The 17,582-nt window shown below is 45.6% G+C and carries 19 protein-coding genes, 2 tRNA genes and 1 pseudogene; 5 read left to right on the top strand and 17 right to left on the bottom strand.

The genetic code is table 11. The features are described 5' to 3' along the window. Positions 1-152 precede the first annotated feature (152 nt). From BGM27_RS10335 to dnaB, 5 genes are all read right to left on the bottom strand, one after another. A tRNA-Glu gene (locus BGM27_RS10335) sits at positions 153-224 on the bottom strand. Between the two features lie 8 nt (positions 225-232). Next, positions 233-308: transfer RNA gene (locus tag BGM27_RS10330), tRNA-Lys, on the bottom strand. A gap of 202 nt (positions 309-510) precedes the next feature. Continuing rightward, entirely contained in the window at positions 511-1,803 is a 1,293-nt protein-coding gene (gene purA, locus BGM27_RS10325; RefSeq protein ID WP_004393102.1) for an adenylosuccinate synthase, read from the bottom strand. A gap of 238 nt (positions 1,804-2,041) precedes the next feature. After that, the gene (locus tag BGM27_RS10320; RefSeq protein WP_007407899.1) at positions 2,042-2,455 is read right to left on the bottom strand and encodes a VOC family protein; all 414 of its coding nucleotides are present in this window, start codon (positions 2,453-2,455) and stop codon (positions 2,042-2,044) included. 117 nt (positions 2,456-2,572) lie between these two features. Continuing rightward, a complete protein-coding gene (dnaB, locus tag BGM27_RS10315; protein ID WP_004393100.1) occupies positions 2,573-3,937 on the bottom strand; it encodes a replicative DNA helicase in 1,365 nt (454 codons plus the stop codon). A gap of 170 nt (positions 3,938-4,107) precedes the next feature. Here dnaB and BGM27_RS10310 point away from each other — a divergent pair, with 170 nt between their 5' ends. After that, positions 4,108-4,305: a DUF2188 domain-containing protein gene (locus BGM27_RS10310; RefSeq protein WP_007407900.1), complete on the top strand. Its 198-nt coding sequence runs from the start codon at positions 4,108-4,110 to the stop codon at positions 4,303-4,305. A 30-nt stretch (positions 4,306-4,335) separates the two neighbouring features. Here the strand turns inward: BGM27_RS10310 and BGM27_RS10305 are convergent, their stop codons facing one another. Continuing rightward, positions 4,336-4,545 carry a hypothetical protein gene (locus BGM27_RS10305; RefSeq protein WP_015418617.1) on the bottom strand — a complete coding sequence of 70 codons (210 nt, stop codon included), beginning with the start codon at positions 4,543-4,545 and terminating at the stop codon, positions 4,336-4,338. 118 nt (positions 4,546-4,663) lie between these two features. Between BGM27_RS10305 and BGM27_RS10300 the strand changes: the two genes are divergently transcribed. Further along, entirely contained in the window at positions 4,664-4,807 is a 144-nt protein-coding gene (locus BGM27_RS10300; RefSeq protein ID WP_007407902.1) for a YycC family protein, read from the top strand. A gap of 85 nt (positions 4,808-4,892) precedes the next feature. After that, positions 4,893-5,144 (top strand): annotated as a pseudogene (locus BGM27_RS10295) (mannosyltransferase YkcB-related protein); the annotation flags it as partial. Between the two features lie 79 nt (positions 5,145-5,223). Here BGM27_RS10295 and BGM27_RS10290 read toward each other — a convergent pair. From BGM27_RS10290 to BGM27_RS10245, 10 genes are all read right to left on the bottom strand, one after another. Continuing rightward, positions 5,224-6,516 carry a glycosyltransferase family 4 protein gene (locus BGM27_RS10290; RefSeq protein WP_007407904.1) on the bottom strand — a complete coding sequence of 431 codons (1,293 nt, stop codon included), beginning with the start codon at positions 6,514-6,516 and terminating at the stop codon, positions 5,224-5,226. Between the two features lie 22 nt (positions 6,517-6,538). Next, the gene (locus BGM27_RS10285) at positions 6,539-7,594 is read right to left on the bottom strand and encodes a phosphotransferase (protein ID WP_007407905.1); all 1,056 of its coding nucleotides are present in this window, start codon (positions 7,592-7,594) and stop codon (positions 6,539-6,541) included. Continuing rightward, on the bottom strand, positions 7,587-8,774 hold the full coding sequence (locus BGM27_RS10280) for a carboxylate--amine ligase (protein WP_007407906.1): 1,188 nt from the start codon (positions 8,772-8,774) through the stop codon (positions 7,587-7,589). Before BGM27_RS10280 ends, BGM27_RS10285 begins: the two co-directional genes overlap by 8 nt. Beyond that, on the bottom strand, positions 8,764-10,098 hold the full coding sequence (locus BGM27_RS10275) for a glycosyltransferase family 4 protein (protein ID WP_007407907.1): 1,335 nt from the start codon (positions 10,096-10,098) through the stop codon (positions 8,764-8,766). The genes BGM27_RS10280 and BGM27_RS10275 overlap by 11 nt, the downstream gene beginning before the upstream one ends. Continuing rightward, positions 10,095-10,751: a PIG-L deacetylase family protein gene (locus BGM27_RS10270; RefSeq protein WP_007407908.1), complete on the bottom strand. Its 657-nt coding sequence runs from the start codon at positions 10,749-10,751 to the stop codon at positions 10,095-10,097. Before BGM27_RS10270 ends, BGM27_RS10275 begins: the two co-directional genes overlap by 4 nt. An 87-nt stretch (positions 10,752-10,838) precedes the next feature. Next, positions 10,839-11,537 carry a kinase gene (locus BGM27_RS10265; RefSeq protein ID WP_079891422.1) on the bottom strand — a complete coding sequence of 233 codons (699 nt, stop codon included), beginning with the start codon at positions 11,535-11,537 and terminating at the stop codon, positions 10,839-10,841. A gap of 6 nt (positions 11,538-11,543) precedes the next feature. After that, complete coding sequence (rplI, locus tag BGM27_RS10260; RefSeq protein ID WP_007407910.1) at positions 11,544-11,993, bottom strand: 50S ribosomal protein L9; 450 nt, start codon at positions 11,991-11,993, stop codon at positions 11,544-11,546. Then, on the bottom strand, positions 11,990-13,969 hold the full coding sequence (locus BGM27_RS10255; RefSeq protein WP_007407911.1) for a DHH family phosphoesterase: 1,980 nt from the start codon (positions 13,967-13,969) through the stop codon (positions 11,990-11,992). Before BGM27_RS10255 ends, rplI begins: the two co-directional genes overlap by 4 nt. A 30-nt stretch (positions 13,970-13,999) precedes the next feature. After that, entirely contained in the window at positions 14,000-14,935 is a 936-nt protein-coding gene (locus BGM27_RS10250; protein ID WP_007615002.1) for a YybS family protein, read from the bottom strand. 243 nt (positions 14,936-15,178) lie between these two features. After that, positions 15,179-15,331 carry a hypothetical protein gene (locus BGM27_RS10245; RefSeq protein ID WP_004393059.1) on the bottom strand — a complete coding sequence of 51 codons (153 nt, stop codon included), beginning with the start codon at positions 15,329-15,331 and terminating at the stop codon, positions 15,179-15,181. A gap of 133 nt (positions 15,332-15,464) precedes the next feature. Here BGM27_RS10245 and BGM27_RS10240 point away from each other — a divergent pair, with 133 nt between their 5' ends. Further along, the gene (locus tag BGM27_RS10240; RefSeq protein ID WP_007407913.1) at positions 15,465-15,950 is read left to right on the top strand and encodes a spore coat protein; all 486 of its coding nucleotides are present in this window, start codon (positions 15,465-15,467) and stop codon (positions 15,948-15,950) included. 37 nt (positions 15,951-15,987) lie between these two features. On the opposite strand, the gene BGM27_RS10235 is transcribed toward BGM27_RS10240, so the two are convergent. Beyond that, a complete protein-coding gene (locus BGM27_RS10235; RefSeq protein ID WP_004393054.1) occupies positions 15,988-16,359 on the bottom strand; it encodes a winged helix-turn-helix transcriptional regulator in 372 nt (123 codons plus the stop codon). A gap of 206 nt (positions 16,360-16,565) precedes the next feature. On the opposite strand from BGM27_RS10235, the gene BGM27_RS10230 reads away from it, so the two are divergent. Further along, positions 16,566-17,495, top strand: coding sequence for a manganese-dependent inorganic pyrophosphatase (locus BGM27_RS10230; protein ID WP_004393053.1), 930 nt, complete (start codon positions 16,566-16,568; stop codon positions 17,493-17,495). The last annotated feature ends 87 nt before the right edge of the window (positions 17,496-17,582 follow it).

Below are 17,582 nucleotides of genomic sequence, written 5' to 3'. Positions count from 1 at the left end.
GGACGGGACTCGAACCCGCGACCTCCTGCGTGACAGGCAGGCATTCTAACCAACTGAACTACCGGACCTTACAGTAATTTGTCCGGAGAGCCGTATCGTGGCGGCCCTCCGAGGACAAATAAGGAGTTAGCAATAACGCTAAAGTAAATCAATGACCCGTACGGGATTCGAACCCGTGTTACCGCCGTGAAAGGGCGGTGTCTTAACCGCTTGACCAACGGGCCATAAAAAGTGGTGAGCCATGAAGGACTCGAACCTTCGACCCTCTGATTAAAAGTCAGATGCTCTACCAACTGAGCTAATGGCTCCTGATGTGTCGGATTATGTATCATAGAGCATTCAGACAAAAGCTTTCTTGCAGTACTCTATTGAAGCTGTTCCGTAACAACGAGATTTATAATATCATAGAACATTCGAAAGTGGCAACTACTTTTTTGAAAAAAATCTATTATTTTTTTCCTACATAAAAAAACAAGCCTCCGTGACCGGAGGCTTGTTTGCTGCAAATTCTTAGTTAGCGCGGTATACACTGCGGATGACGTTCGTTTGTGAACGGTCGGGACCGACAGAGAAAATAGAAAGCGGAATACCTGTCAGCTGAGATACGCGTTCCAGATAATGGCGCGCATTTTCAGGAAGATCGCTTAATGTTTTTGCGCCTGTGATATCTTCCGTCCAGCCAGGCATTTCTTCATATACCGGTTCACACTCTGCGAGAGCTTTCAGACTTGCCGGGAATTCTTCAATCACTTCACCTTTGTAGCGGTAAGCGACACAGATTTTCAATGTTTCAATGCCAGTCAGCACATCGATTGAGTTCAGAGAAAGATCTGTGATTCCGCTGACGCGGCGGGCGTGGCGGACAACAACGCTGTCAAACCAGCCGACACGGCGCGGACGGCCTGTCGTTGTGCCGTATTCGCGTCCGACTTCACGGATTTGATCCCCGATTTCATCTTTCAGCTCAGTCGGGAAAGGACCGTCACCGACACGGGTTGTGTACGCTTTAGATACACCGACGACGTGCTGGATTTTTGTCGGGCCTACGCCTGAACCGATCGTCACCCCTCCGGCGACCGGGTTGGATGAAGTGACAAACGGGTATGTCCCTTGGTCAATATCAAGCATAACCCCTTGAGCGCCTTCAAATAAAACGCGGCGGCCTTCATCCAGCGCGTCATTTAAGACGACGGATGTATCGCATACATACTTTTTAATCTGCTGGCCGTATTCATAATACTCATCCAGAATATCTTCAATTTTGAAGCCTTCTGTTTCATACATTTTTTCCAGCAGACGGTTTTTCTCTTCAAGGTTCCGTTCAAGCTTTTCTGCAAACACGTCACGATCTAGCAGGTCTGCGATCCGGATGCCGATCCGCGCCGCTTTGTCCATATAAGCAGGTCCGATGCCTTTTTTCGTTGTGCCGATCTTGTTGGCCCCTTTGCGTTCTTCCTCTACTTCATCCAGTTTCAGATGGTATGGAAGAATGACATGGGCTCTGTTGCTGATTCTCAAGTTATCCGTGCTCACATTGCGTTCATGAAGATACGCAAGCTCCGTTACGAGCGCTTTCGGATCAACAACCATTCCGTTCCCGATGACACACGCTTTTTCTTTATAAAAAATTCCTGATGGGATTAAATGAAGCTTGTACGTGACGCCATCAAACTTGATGGTATGTCCTGCATTGTTTCCGCCTTGATAACGTGCGATCACTTCTGCATTTTCTGATAGGAAATCTGTAATTTTACCTTTTCCTTCATCGCCCCACTGCGTACCTACTACGACTACTGAAGACATATATCCGTGCACCTCCGTTAACCTTTCAAAACGATATCTCATTCAAACAAATTAAGTGTATCAGTGCCGAAACAGAAAGTCAATCGTAAATCCGAACATTTAAATCTTATCAATCTATATTTGTTCGCCTTAAACATGATTAAAAGCGTTTTCTCTTTCATTTGCTATCTATTACTCCCGAAACTTTCATGCTTTAACAAGAAAAAGAACCCGTAATCAGGGTTCTTCAGACAGTCATTTATATGCCACTTGTATTCATCAGGACGACCCGCCAGCCGTCAGGATCTTCGATGGTCACGCCTTTTTCTTCCCAGTACGGGTTTTCGGGTGCTTTCTCCTCATATCCCATCTGCTTTAATTTCGTGCTGATGCGGATGACCTCCTGCTGATCCTGGATGTAAAAGACAAGCAGGCTGTCGCCGTGCGGAACGGGCGCCGGCTGAGACGCGCCGGTTTCTTCGGTGAATTCTAAGTGATATTGCGTATGGGGCAGGCCGAACATGACGCCGCTGTAGCCCTCATGTCCGGAAAAGCTGCCGACCCTCTTCAGCCCGAGGCCCTCTTCATAAAACCTGATGATTTCTTTGAGCTGTCCGGTCGGCCGGGCAATCCGGATTTGCGCCGCTTGAAATTGCGGAAATTCAATTGTCATCATCATCCCTCCCTTAATGCCATTATATAAAAGCGCCTTCTTTTTTTCGTCTGCCGAACGGACGGCATTCTCTCATTCTTTCGGATGAAAAAAAGCCTCAAGACATTGCTTGAGGCTTTACGCACCTGCCGGAACACCGCCGTCATCAAAGCGCCTTTCCAGGTTTACGAACTTATTGTATTCTTTCACAAAAGCCAGTGAGACGGTGCCCACCGGGCCGTTACGCTGTTTGGCAATAATGATTTCGATGATGTTTTTGTTTTCGGATTCTTTATCATAGTAATCATCACGATACAGGAAGGCGACGATGTCGGCATCCTGCTCAATACTTCCCGACTCACGGATATCTGACATCATCGGACGTTTATCCTGCCGCTGCTCAACACCCCGGGAGAGCTGAGACAGGGCGATGACCGGGACTTCAAGCTCCCGCGCCAGCGCTTTTAGCGCCCGTGAAATTTCCGATACCTCTTGCTGGCGGTTGTCGCTTGAACGGCCGCTTCCCTGAATGAGCTGCAAGTAGTCAATTAAAATCATGCCCAATCCGTTCTCCTGCTTCAGTCTGCGGCATTTTGAACGGATTTCGCTGACGCGGATGCCGGGGGTGTCATCTATAAAGATACCGCTGTTTGACAGGCTTCCCATCGCCATCGTCAGCTTGCCCCAATCTTCTTCCGTCAGATTTCCCGTTCTGAGATTTTGGGCATTAATATTCCCTTCAGCGCAGAGCATACGCATGACAAGCTGCTCGGCACCCATCTCAAGACTGAATATCGCGACGCTCTCATCCGTTTTGGTGGCCACGTTTTGCGCAATATTTAAGGCGAATGCCGTTTTCCCCACAGACGGACGGGCCGCGACAATGATCAAATCATTCCGCTGAAACCCCGCCGTCATCCGGTCAAGCTCAATAAAACCAGTCGGAATCCCGGTAATATCGCCTTTCCGGTTGTGAAGCTGCTCTATGTTGTCGTATGTTTGCACAAGCACGTCTTTGATATTTTGGAAGGCGCCCGAATTTTTTCGCTGCGCGACCTCCATAATCGTTTTTTCCGCATCGCTTAATAAATCTTCAACTTCATCCTCGCGCGTATACCCGTCTTGAGCGATTGAGGTCGCCGTTCTGATTAAACGGCGGAGAATGGATTTTTCCTCAACGATTTTCGCGTAATATTCTATATTAGCCGCTGTCGGAACGGAATTCGCGATGTCCGTCAGGTAAGAGACGCCTCCCACCTCTTCTAACAAATCGGTATTCGCAAGCTCTGACGTTACCGTGACCAAATCAACCGGTTCACCGCGGTCTCCGAGCACGAGCATGGCATTGTAAATTTTTTGGTGTGACATTCTGTAGAAATCATCCGGAATCAACACTTCAGAAGCCAGTGTTAACGCAGACGGCTGTAAAAAAACAGCACCTAACACGGCCTGCTCAGCTTCTATGTTTTGCGGCGGCAGCCGATCATTCAGAAGGTCTGTCATGCTAAGCACCGTCCTCTCCTTAAAAAATATCCAAACTCCATTTTACCATTTCTCAAGAAAAAGAATAGAAAAACATCACTTTCCCTGTATTTGTCAAACAGCGGCTGCGTGTTTCGCCATTCCGAATGCCGGGAAACAAATAAATAAATCGAAACCAGGAGGTAAGAAGGATGAAAACATATGCAGTAACACCCAGTGTTGATGCGGACGGATGGTTTGTGAAGGTGGAAAATGTGGCGCCGACGGCTCTTTATACATCAAAGGACGCGGCGATCGAGAAAGCGGAGCAGACGGCTAAAGAGAACAGCCCGTCTAAGCTTGTCATTTATGATCAGCATAAAAACATTGAAGAAGAACGGTCCTTTTAAGAAAAGCCTTCGCCCGAGCGAGGGCTTTTCTTATTCGATGAAACGGATGTGCAGCACCGTCTGCGCCATGAGATCGGCCGTTTTTTGATACAGCTCCCATTCTTCACAGGCGGCGAATACTTTCATCATGTCCTGCAATGTCTGTTTCAGTATAATAAATTCGTCAATTGTCCGCAGTTCTGCGGCTTTTTTCTGATAATCAGCCAGCTTCAGCTGTAATAACATCAATGGCGATTGCATAAAAAACCTCCCCCATTCTGTTATAAAGCCCCGCTTTTCAAACCTCCATTCCTTTGTCATATCCTCTTACGATAGATTTCTGATTTTAGTACAATAAAGAAACGGAAGGAGTGATCACATGAAACCGCTGCAAATTTCCGCCGAAACGGCGCAAAAGCTCGCAGAATCACTGAATATGCCGCTTGAGAGAATCATGCACATGCCTCAGCACATTCTGCTTGCCAAATTAGCTGAAGTCCAAAAAGAGAACGATCACAAATAAAGGCTGCTCTCTCATATATATGTGCGGGAGGCGGAAGCGATGGCTTTCCGCCTCTTTTTTTGTGAAGAAAATTTTGGCAAAACATTCTTTGAACGGAACCGATCCGATTTTAACCGTCTCACAGCTGAAAAAACTTGTTGACGAAGGAAAAGTGAAATATTTCTTATTATCCGGAAACAATTCAGGCAATACGAAGCTTGTCTCATGGAGGAAAAAGAACGGCACAAAAATCTCAGCTGACCCATACAGCACCGGAAAAACAAGCTCAGCCCGGAAAGGAATGACGGGCGGCCCGGGCGGACAAAGTCAGCAGACTCTGTATGAGATGAAAAAATAGTTCGGAAAGAGGCTGGATAGTTAAACGCCGGCCTCTTTATTTTGCTCTTGAAGCACCTGCCATGCGGCGCCGGTATCATTCAGAAAAATGATTGATAAATACTTTCTATTTTTGAAACCATCAGTTCCTGACGCAGATGCCGGCCGGCATAGGAGCGCGCTTCTTTTCCAAGCCGTTCCCTGAGAGACTGATCCGTAATCAGCATTACGAGAGCATCAGCAAGTTCGCGGCTGTTGCCGGGCTGACAAATAAGCCCTGTGGCCTCATGCCGGATCATCTCAGGGATTCCTCCGCAGTCAGTTGCGACAATGGCTTGACCTGAGAACATCGCTTCGATGATCGCTATAGGGAAATTATCATTCAATGTCGGCAGGACAAATATAGATGATTCAGCCAAAAGCGCCGGCACATCACGTCGTTTTCCGAGGAAAAACACATTTGAGAGGCCCAGTTTCCGTCTCTTCTCTTCCAGAAACCCTCTCATGTTTCCGTCTCCGATGATCCATATATCAACTCCGGATAAATGGTGCCGGATGCGGGCGAGAGCGTCCAGCATCACATCATGTCCTTTTCGCTCGGTCAGACGGGAAACGCACGCGATCACGAGCTTTTCAGCACGTTTTGACTCAGGGGCATCCTGAATGTGAATACCGGTATGAACAGTCTTCAGCTGGGCCTCCTTCGCTCCGTACTCCAGCAAGGGCTCGTGAAAGGAGTCGCTGATTGTAATGATTTTATCCGAAGCCCGAATACCCTGCCTTTCTATTTCACTGAAATATGCCTCTTCTATTGAACCCTTTTGGATTTTATGAAACTTCATCCGGCTTTTCGTAAAATGTCCGTGCGGCGTGAAAAAAAGAGGACGCTGGTACGTTTGATTAAGGTATCCCAGCAAAAATACCGCAAATAAATCCTGCGCGTGAAACAGGTCATATTGTTCTAAGTCTTTCTCCTTCAAAAATCTTTGAAAGACATGTAAATAGCTGAGATTCTTCACAAACTTTTCGTTTGCGGCGCCGTATCTGCCAACAAGAAACGCTCTGATCTCGTCAGCGGCCCGCGGGATATCTTCCTGAAAAAAAGATGGCGGCATTTGGAGCGGCGAGATGACATCCGCCTGATGACCGATGCGCTCAAAACCCGTCTTAATTGATGTGATATAACTCGCCAACCCTCCGACATTCGGGTAACGGAGAAAAGTTGCGTACAGAATACGCAATGGCTTTTTTCGTTTAGGGGAGCTTTTTCCTTCCGCACAGAACGAATACAGCATCTCTGGCTCACTTTGATGTTCGATCCCGTAAAATTGATCCATGACGCGCAATAAGGCTAGAGGCACCAGACCGTTCGGCTTGCCGATCTCTTCTTTCAAATCCGCTCCCCCTCTCTCAAACTTATAATCCTAATTCCCGTCCCCATTTTGACACTTTGTCAACATGATACGGCAGCAGTTCTCCTCCCCGATTGTCGAAGATTCTCCGCAATTGGGTATGAAGCCCTTTTTCAAGTGTTCTCTGCAAATAAGCCATTTTATAAAGCGTCATAGGAGGGGTCTGAAAATGAATGCCCCGCTTTTTCATTTCTTTCGTATACACTTTTACGCAATACGTCCGAATATCTTCTGCGTGCCGGCTCCAATCTTTTCTGAAACCAAGCAGAATTTCAACCAGCACCGTCATATCAAACCAAACCGGCGCGTATTTTGCGGATTCCCAATCGATGAATTGAATATCCCACGGTTCATGCCCGGACGCATCGTGGGTGCAGATATTCTGCATATGAAGATCACCGTGTGTGATGGCTGAGCCGTTTTGTATCAATTCAGGGAAAAAATCCGGCTCCTCCTGCTCAAGCAAGTTTGTGATTTGCCGATAATGAGGCTTCACGATATCTTTTGTGCGCTCATCTTTAAGAGCCCTATCCAATAATTCCGCTGTCTTTTTGATCTGCTTTTTACGCCCTTTTCTCATGGTTTCCGATTCATATACCGGCAGCCACGACCGCCATTTACCGTCAGAAATATTCTTGTTTTCAAAGGTGCGGCTGTGCAATTCTGCGACAGACGGAATAATATACTTGAAATGCTTCGGGTGAAATGTAAGCTGTCCCCTGATCTGGCTGACAAACTCCATAAATATCCACGTTTCATGGTCACTTTCTTCTATAAGATAGATGTCCGGCAGCAAATCCCCTAAAACGGAACGGGCTTTCCCGTATATATTAATCTCGACCTTATTTTTTTCACGGGAAGATTTATATACCTTCAATATCAGCGGAACAGTTCCGGATTTTTTCTTTACAAACAGTTTATAAATGGCGCTTCTGTCCGTCGATTTCAGGCATGTGATGTCATCCGGATTCACCGCAGCCCTTTCACCGAACGAATACGACAGTTTTTCGTCAATTCTCAGTTTTTGAAATGCGCCATACAAAAGATCCTTTTCATACATGCCGATCTTCCTTCCGCTTCCGTTTCCAGCTGTTTTTGAGATGAGACCAAGTGTTTCTGATAAATGGCATCGGGTCATTCCAAGCAAAAAGAGCGTACTCTTTTTTTCCTTTACACCCTTTCCAAAAATCCCGGAACGTCATTTCTCCTCTTTTTCGTTTCTTCAAAAACGTTAAGAAATAACGCACCTCATAAATCCAGTTGATTCCGTCTTTTTGTTCGAGCTGGGGCTTCACATGTTGTCCGGTCAAATACAGATAGTACATGTAAACGAAATGAACGCCTGCCGGTTCTGTCAGGCTATGGCTGAGCCAAAAGCGCGGATTAATTTCGATAAACTTGTAAACATTGTCCCGGGGATCCTTTTTAAATTCCGCCATGCCTACTCCCTTCAGCTGAATCGCTTCAAAAAACGGCAGGGTCTTCTTGATTAAATCAGGAAGCCGTTTGCTGACGACGTGGGCCCCCGCGCCAAAATCTGCAGGGAATTGATGGTTCTTTTGCAGAGAGAATAGGCCCATTAATTTCATTTGGTCATCATAAAAAGTGGCGACTTTATAAAAACACTGGTTGTCTCCGGGGATGATCTCCTGCACGAGCAGTTCTCCATTTTCTCTGTAGGAGCTGAACTCCTTGCGCAATTGTGCGGCATCCTTCATTACAATTGCTTTTTTGTTTACTTTTTTTCTGTATTCATGGCCGGCCACCGGTTTTAAAATACACGGGAAGTCAATATTGGCGATGGCCTCTTCCAGCTCATCCCGGTTGTTCGGAAAAAAGGTTTTCGGGCAGGGGATGTGATGCTTGACCGCTAATTCATATGCTTTGCTTTTATCTAAGACCGTTTCTAACAGAGAGCGGCTCGGGAGCAAAAACAAAAAAAAGCCGGCTAATGTCTCGCGGAATTTAGATATAAATCCCGCATAATCATCAGATCCTGCGTACAGAACCGGCTTTGCTTGGAATCGCTTCCCGAAATCAGTCAGAAATGTCAGCAGTTCTTCCTCTTGTGTTAAAGGGCTGGGACATATCCCGCAATCTGCCAACCTTGATTTTCCGATACGATAAGGTCCCTCCGTGTCAAACGCGTAAACATCGATTCCTCTTCGGGCCAGGCTGCGAATGATCCCAATCCCGTTTGCACTGAAATCAAGTACAACGGCTGCATGTTCATGTTTCATGATCTCCCTCCGAGCTGTTGGTATTTTGATAAATCGATTCGATATTTTTTATCATCGTCTCACTGCTTAAATATTTCTCTGCGTAGGCCTTTGCGTTTGAAGCAGCTATCTTCCGCGCAGATTTGTTAGTGATAAAAAACGCTAAAGCCCGGGCAAGAACCTTTGCATTTCCCGGCTCGACAATAAGCCCCGTTTTGTTATGGCGGATCAGATCCGGAATACCCCCGCAATCGGTCGCGATGATAGCCGAGCCGCTGAACATCGCTTCAATAATCGAAATAGGCAGACTATCATTAATGGTCGGCAGTACGAATATGTCCGTCACATTCAAAATAGCGGGAACATCATCTCTTTTTCCTAAAAAGGAAACCATAGATAGATTCAGTTTTCGAGCCTGTTCCTCTAAGGCGCTCCTCATCTCTCCGTCGCCCGCGATCAGCACTTCAACATGCTCAAGTACATCAGATGGAATTCTCGAAAGTGCGTCCAGTAAATATTTGTGACCTTTTCTCGGGCCTAATCTTGCAATACACGAGATGATGATCTTATTTTTCGGTAACGGGGTTTTTCTTTTCCCGCCTGTTTTTGCATCGTAATCGATTCCTGTGACCACCGTTGTCATGTCTTCCTGTTCGGCTCCGAGCTTCATGAGCGGGCTGCGGAACGTATCGCTGATAATAATCAGGCGATCTGCGTATTCAATGGCTTTCATCTCTAATTTTTTATAATAAATCTCTTCTACCGAGCCTTTTTTAAAGATGTGAAATTTAAGTCTGTTGAAAGTAAACATGCCATGCGGTGTGAAAAATAAAGGTTTTTTATAGATTTGATTGAACCTGCCTAACATATTGGCTGTAAATAAATCTTGAGCGTGGAACACATCATATCTTTCCAAATGAATCTTTTGAAGCATTTGCTCGTATATAAACATCAGCCGATTATTTTTCAAAATATGATCGTTATAAACCCCATATCTGTCTTTAAAGAAATCTTTTAATTTCGGAACAACAGCCGCCCGCAGTTCTTTTACCTGTGCGGACGGAAACAGATTAGGGGATATGACATCCACCTTATGACCTCTCTTTTTCAGGCCTTCACTAAGCGTTTTAATATAGTTTGATAAACCGCCCGTGTGCGGGTAGTCCCAAAACGTGGCAATCAAAATGGATAACTTCTTTTTTTTCCTGTATAACCGCGGAATATGATGTTCATGTTTCAACTGTGTCTTTACTGCCGCCTTTTTTCGCGGGCGCGTTTTGACCCCGTAGTAGCGGTCAAGCGTCTGGACCATATACGGATAGGGGACGGAAAATGTCTTGATCATTTCCAGATCCTCCGCACGACTTCAAAAGCTTCAGCGTATTCCACACCCGCCGTCATCCCTCTGACTTTTCCTAAATGTTTTACGCCTTCATATGAACGGGGATGAGGGTAATCCCTCATTTCTACGTCATAGTGGTGAAGCGCCGCGAGTTTGGCATCCATTGTGTCTGTGATGTTAACGAAGTAATTAGGCTTGAAGAGTTTATCAGCCGTATTCCTCTCCCACTCGCTTGAAGATAGCGTTTCAAACGTAAGCAGTTCGATAGGCTTTTGATTCGGAAGCGGTCTGGCGGCTGTTAAAACTGCTTGGAATGTTCTCTGGTGGTCCATATTGATATCGCCGTAATGATGTGTAAAGATTTTATCAGGCTGATAGACGCGAATGAGCTGCTCTAATTCTTTGACAAGCTTATGAAGAGGGATACATTCCAGCTCTAAATTCGTGTGCTCCAAAAAGATGACTTTCTCAATTCCAAGCTCTTGATTCGCGCGTTCGCCTAATTGTTTAATATGATGAGCTTCTTCTTTTCTTCCTAATGCCGTAATAACGGAAATTACTTTATATCCTTCATTGATCAGCCGTTTTATGGTGCCCGCTGATCCCAATAGTTCATCATCGGGATGAGCGCCGATAACCATAATGTATTCTGCCATTTTTTCCACACTCCACCAAACAAATGTTACAAATATCATATGACGACCCTACAAAAAGGAAACTTACATGTGCGGATTTTCAGAAACTTACATGTGCGGCTGCCATTCCAGGTAACGTGACGGATTTAATTTTTTTATAGTGTTCAAAAACTCATCCGCCAAGCCGTATTTGTCCAGTCCTTTTAATAGTTTTACGGGAAACCGGGTAATGGCGGAAAAAGCTCTTTTATGGTCGATGACCTTAAGATTTCCGTGTTCGTTGATCAGAATGTGCCTGATTTCGGCATCCCATCTGGTAAAACCGATTCTTTTTAATTCATCCAGCATATTTAAAATATCAGCAGTCAGTTTGACGGACAGGGATTTTTCTTGTTTGATATGGCGGGCAAGAGAGGTGCCTTGGACATATTCCATCACAATATAACGATCTCCGTATTCATACAGTCTTGGAATCACCGGGGAACCTTGTCCGGTCTTTAAAGCTGCCAATTCCTTTTTGCATGTCCCTTTTTCAAAGAAGTATTTTACGCATTTGTTGTGTGTTAAGCGATAGACTTCCCCGTCTTTTCCATCACCGATCAGCGGATAGTGCTCCAGCGCCTTTTTATTCTCCGGATTATTAAAATATGTTTCAGAAAAAAATCGTTTCATACCGACACATCCTTCGTTATGATGTAATATAATATGCAATCTGGTGATGATCGGAAATGAAACAATCTCATCATTTTCTTGCGCTGCGCCGTCTGCTGACATGAAAAAAACCCGCCGGATCGGCGGGTTTTTCATTGTGTATTACGCTTCTTCTTTTACGTGAACCTTCAGCACAGCCTGAACTTCAGGGTGCAGCTTTACAGGAACGTTTGTATATCCCAGTGTGCGGATACCGTCTTGGAGCTCCAATTTCCGTTTATCCACTTTAATCTTATGCGTTTTTTGCAGCGCTTCTGCAATCTGTTTGCTTGTGACAGATCCGAATAGACGGCCGCCTTCACCGGATTTGGCACTCAGCTCAACAGTCAGCTGTTCAAGCGTTTCTTTCAAATCTTTGGCTCTTTCAAGCTCGGCAATCGCTTCTTTTTTCTCTTTTTCTTTCTGTCCTTTCAATGCGCTGATGTTTGTCGCATTTGCTTCGACAGCGAGGCCTTTTTTAATGAGAAAGTTATGTGCATAACCGTCTGCTACGTTTTTCACTTCGCCTTTTTTTCCTTTACCTTTTACATCTTGTAAGAAAATAACCTTCATCTCTGAACGCCTCCCTCAAAATATTCATCAATGGCTTCCTTCAGCCGGACGAGCGCTTCTGAGACAGAAATGCCCGATAACTGGGTTGCCGCATTGGTTAAATGCCCTCCGCCATCCAGCGCCTCCATAATAATCTGCACATTGACCTCGCCCAGCGATCTCGCACTGATGCACACCGTATGCTCATCCCGTCTGGCTACCGCAAATGAAGCTTCCACTTCACTCATCGATAAGAGGGAATCAGCCGCCTGCGCAATCAGCACCTGGTCAAAGTACTCCTCTTCGTTCTCAGGAAGAGAAGCAATCGCGATATGTTCTTTATAAAGAGACGTATGCTGGATCAGCTTCGCCCGCTTGATATAAGAACCGACCGATTCTTTGAGAACTTTCTGCACCAGAACCGTATCTGCGCCTTTCGCTCTCAAATAAGAAGCGGCGTCGAACGTCCGCGAGCCCGTGCGAAGGGAAAAGCTCTTCGTATCCACTATTATACCAGCTAACAGGGCCGTCGCTTCAATCATATTGATTTTGAGCCGCTTCGGCTGGTATTCAAGCAGCTCCGTCACGAGTTCTGCGGTGGATGAAGCGTATGGCTCCATATAAACGAGCAGCGGGTCTTTAATAAATTCCTCGCCTCTGCGGTGGTGGTCAATCACAACGATGTGCTCGATTTTGTTCACGAGACGCTCTTCCATCACAAGGGACGGTTTATGTGTATCAACGACGACAAGCAGCGTGTCGTCATTTGAAATTTCCATCGCCTCTTCCGGCGTGATGAACCGCGACCACAGCTCTTCATATTTTTTAATTTCTTCAATCAGACGCTGAACACTTGATCCGATCTGGTTCGGATCAATGACGATGTAGCCTTCTTTGCCGTTGGCCTGCGCCACCTTCAATATTCCGATTGCGGCTCCGACTGCGTCCATATCAGGAAATTTGTGCCCCATGATAATGACATTGCTGCTTTCTGAGACAATCTCCTTGAGCGCGTGAGAAATCACCCGGGCGCGCACCCTTGTGCGCTTCTCCATCGGATTCGTTTTGCCGCCGTAAAATTTCACCTTGCCGTTCGGCATTTTGATCGCCACTTGGTCGCCTCCGCGGCCGAGAGCCAAATCGAGGCTGGACTGCGCCAGATCTCCAAGCTCCTTCAAGGAAGAAACCGATGCGCCGATCCCGATGCTGAGGGTCAAGGATACAGTGTGAACGGATGTTTTTTCTCGGATTTCATCCAAAATCGAAAATTTCGCGTTTTCAAGCTCCGTTAAAATGTGTTCATTTAACACCGCGATAAACCGCTCCGAGGACGTCCGTTTCAGAAAAATGCCGTACTCCTGCGCCCACGCATTTAATAATGAGGTGACCTGGCTGTTCATCGTGCTTCTCGTTTGGTCGTCCAGCCCCTGTGTGACGTCATCATAGTTATCTAAGAAGATATATGCCAGCACGGTTCTCTCATTTTCGTACTGCTTTTCAATCTGAATCTGTTCTGTCACATCAAAGAAATAAAGCAGGCGCTCATCTCTTTTAATCACTACTTTAAACTTCCGCTCATTCAAGGTGATCGTTTCCGAATCGACCTCCTGCTTGATCAGCGGCACGACGGCCTCGCATGTGTCATACAGCGAGCGTCCGACGAGCGTGCTTTCATTAAAACAGGAAGACAAAAACGGATTCGCCCACTCAATGTAATATTGATCATTAAACAGCATAATTCCGATAGGCATTTCCATTAATGCCTCTTCGCCTACTTTTTTCAATCTATACGATAACGTGGAGATATAATCGTCAATTTCTTTTCTGATCAGAGAATCCGCACGCTTAATGAAAAACAAGATCACGGCGAGCAGCACAACGCCGATGGCTCCTATCAGCCAGTTAAAGTAAATGCTGATGAGAATTATGATGATTGACAATGCAATCAATGCATAGATGGGATACCGAAACAACGGTTTTTCATAAAAACTAGGCATTTCTATCAACTCCCCACCTGTAAGTCACACTCAATTTCGCGTCACCTTATTTCTTATGTTAAAGCCTATGTCAATGATGCCTAAGAGGAGATACACGGACAAGATGAGCGGAAAAAGCACCCCCAGCACAATTGCTAATACAGGAACGGCTTTCGGCATCTCCATTTCGCGGCAATAGAAAAAAATAAACGCTAATCCTTGAATACAAATCAGCAAGCTGAGAATAAATCCCCCATTCAATGAAACCGAATACAGCATATGCCCTTTTTCTAAAGGCAGAAACCCTAATATCGTCACAATAAAATACAGAATGACAACGCTTTGCGGGAGTTTGAGCTCTCTAAAAGGCTTCATCTTCGGAAGATCAGGGGAAAATCGCCGTAAAAGCGGCCTTGCCATAGCATAACTGAGGAAAGAAAAAACGATGCCGGTCAATACGAGCACTGTCGGAAAAAGATATTGAACCGTGCTCAGCTGACTTTCCATCAGCTTGATCTGCTTCCCGAACTGGTCTCCGTAACCCAGCTGTTTTGACATGGTATCAGCCACAGACAGCGACTCCCGAAGCTGGGACATGGTGGTATCAACCACATTCATGTTAAGGAACACGATGCTGACCACAAAAAAAACGACGCCGCACAGCACATACGCCATAGCGCCGGCAGCAACCGCATAGCCGGGCTGTTTCTTTTTAAAATAATATCCCATGGCGATTCCCGTACAGGCCGCCGTAAAAGCGCCTGTAAGCCCGGTAAACGAACTTACAATAAAGCTGACAGGAAGGCTGGCAAGCCCCATCCATACCCCGGGCTTCAGACCGTGCCGAATGGTGTAAAGAATGATCGGCAGCGGCAAAGCAAAGAGAAGAATTGCCCCCAGTAAAGGGAGGTACACGACCAAAAGGGAAATGATTGCAAAAATACTGATCAAAATGGCGCCTTCTATTAGAGCCCTTGTATTTTTCACTTACTCACCTCAAACCTTGTATCATTCGAACATACGAATAGAAAAGAGCAGCTTAGACGACTGCTCTTTTGACGCCGCAATGTCTCTTTCAAGACCTGAATTTTCCATAAACTCTCCAAAATACACGTATATATTTTAACATAAGTCGAAATCGCAAGTAAAATGAGCGCGGACAGCCCAAATGTTCCATGTGAAACATGAAAACAGACAAACGGACATCCCAGTGAAAGAATGCCCGTTGTATCAGTGATCCTGATCATCCATGAAACCAGAAGTATCTCTGTTTTTCTTTTTGGTTTTTCGTACATATAACAAGACGATAACGATAAGTAAGAGAGTGGTCGCCTGCAAAACCCCGCTGCTGAAAAGGAAAAAGTTCTTTATCATGTCCCACATATAGTTTCACCTCTATTTCGTATTTCCTTTACATTGAGTTTCCCTTTCTGGAAACTTCAAAACATCAGGAACAACATCGGGACCGGGGCATATGCTGATAGTGAAAATGAAGGATAAAGGAGATTCTTACACCATGACTGAGCGGAGAACATTAGCATGGCATGAAACGTTAGAACTGCACGAGTTAGTCGCTTTCCAGGCAAACGGACTTGTGAAATTAAAAAGAACAGAGCGGGACGTAAGCGATGCCAGATTAAAACAGCTTTACAGATTTTCCATCCATTCGCTGGAACAAAATCTGCGTGAACTGCTTCCTTTCTTCCCTGAAGCTCCCGCCTTTCGTGAGGATGAAACAGAAGAGCGCGCTGATTCCTCCTTTTACAGCGGCGGCCTGCTCATTCTGGCCAAAACATCTGTCCGCAATTACGCCGGAGCCATTACAGAGACGGCCACACCTCAATTAAGACACGTCTTCGTCAAGCACTTAAACGCGGCCATCAAGTGGCATCAAATGGTCTTTGAGTATATGGAAGAACGCGGTCAATATCCGGCTTACAACCTGAGCGAATTGCTGAAAAATGACGTGCGCAACGCCAGAAAGGCCATCGCGATGAAATAAAAAAAAAGCAGCAAGGAATTTAATCCTTTGCTGCTTCTTATTTTTGAGCGGACTGATCTTGAGGAGACGTTTTTTCCCGGTATGTCTCGAGAAACTCCCGGTTGGCATCTCCCCATTTCTTCATTTGCAAAACGATCGGTTCCAGCGACCTGCCGAATTCGGTAAGAGAATACTCCACCTTTGGAGGCACCTGCTGATATACCTCGCGATGCACGATGCCGTCCGCCTCAAGCTCGCGAAGCTGAAGCGTTAGCATACGCTGCGTAATGCTGGGGCAAATGCGCCGAAACTCATTAAACCGCTTTTTTCCGCCGATCATATGATAAAACAAAATACCCTTCCACTTTCCGCCGATAACGGAAAGCGTCAGTTCAACCGGACAACCTTCTTTATTCGGATATATGTTCATTTTTCATCCTCCATAGTACCTTTTTTGATACTATATGCTGATTAGCATCTGACTTACCCAGTATTTTACTCGCAATCCTCTCCACCTCTCAACAAAAATGCTTCTTTTTCACATCAATTTTTAAGGTTTTGAAGATTACACCCTCCTCAAGACGTGTTAAACTATAAAAAGATTGTTTACACTACAAAAAAGGACAAGGAGTTATTATGGAAAAAATTCTTATTTTCGGACATCAAAACCCAGACACAGATACCATCTGCTCTGCCATTGCCTACGCTGATCTAAAAAATAAACTCGGCTTCAATGCTGAGCCCGTCCGCCTTGGACAAGTCAACGGCGAAACACAATACGCGCTTGATTATTTCAAGCAGGAAAGCCCGCGTTTGGTGGAAACAGCCGCAAACGAAGTAAACGGCGTCATCCTTGTTGACCACAATGAACGCCAGCAAAGCATCAAGGATATCGAAGACGTTCAGGTTCTTGAAGTTATCGACCACCACCGTATCGCCAACTTCGAAACAGCGGAACCTCTTTACTACCGTGCTGAGCCGGTCGGCTGTACGGCTACGATCTTAAACAAAATGTACAAAGAAAATAACGTGAAAATCGAGAAAGAAATTGCGGGCCTCATGCTGTCAGCAATCATTTCCGACTCTCTGTTATTTAAATCTCCGACTTGCACGGAGCAAGATATCGCAGCGGCAAAAGAGCTTGCTGAAATTGCCGGCGTAGATGCGGAAGAGTACGGCTTAAACATGCTGAAAGCGGGCGCCGACTTAAGCAAAAAAACTGTGGAAGAACTGATTTCTCTTGATGCGAAAGAGTTCACGCTCGGCAGCAAAAAAGTCGAAATCGCCCAAGTCAACACAGTTGATATTGAAGATGTTAAAAAGCGTCAGCCGGAATTAGAAGCGGCTCTTTCAAAAGTAATTGCTGAGAAGAACCTTGACCTGTTCCTTCTCGTGATTACGGATATTCTGGAAAACGATTCCCTTGCGCTTGCCATCGGTGATCAAGCGTCAAAAGTGGAAAAAGCATTCAACGTGACTTTAGAAAACAACACGGCTCTTTTAAAAGGCGTCGTATCCAGAAAGAAACAAGTCGTTCCTGTTTTAACAGACGCGATTGCAGAATAACCAAAACACCCCGGAAACCGGGACTGACCCCATAAGATGAGACAAATAAAAACACCTTCAAGTTTGAATACGGATGATTGTTATCCG

Source organism: Bacillus sp. FJAT-27001 (assembly GCF_019039175.1).
GTDB classification, from domain to species: Bacteria; Bacillota; Bacilli; order Bacillales; family Bacillaceae; genus Bacillus; species Bacillus velezensis.
Note: the sequence above shows the minus strand (reverse complement) of the source record. Positions and strands in the feature narration are given on the sequence as shown.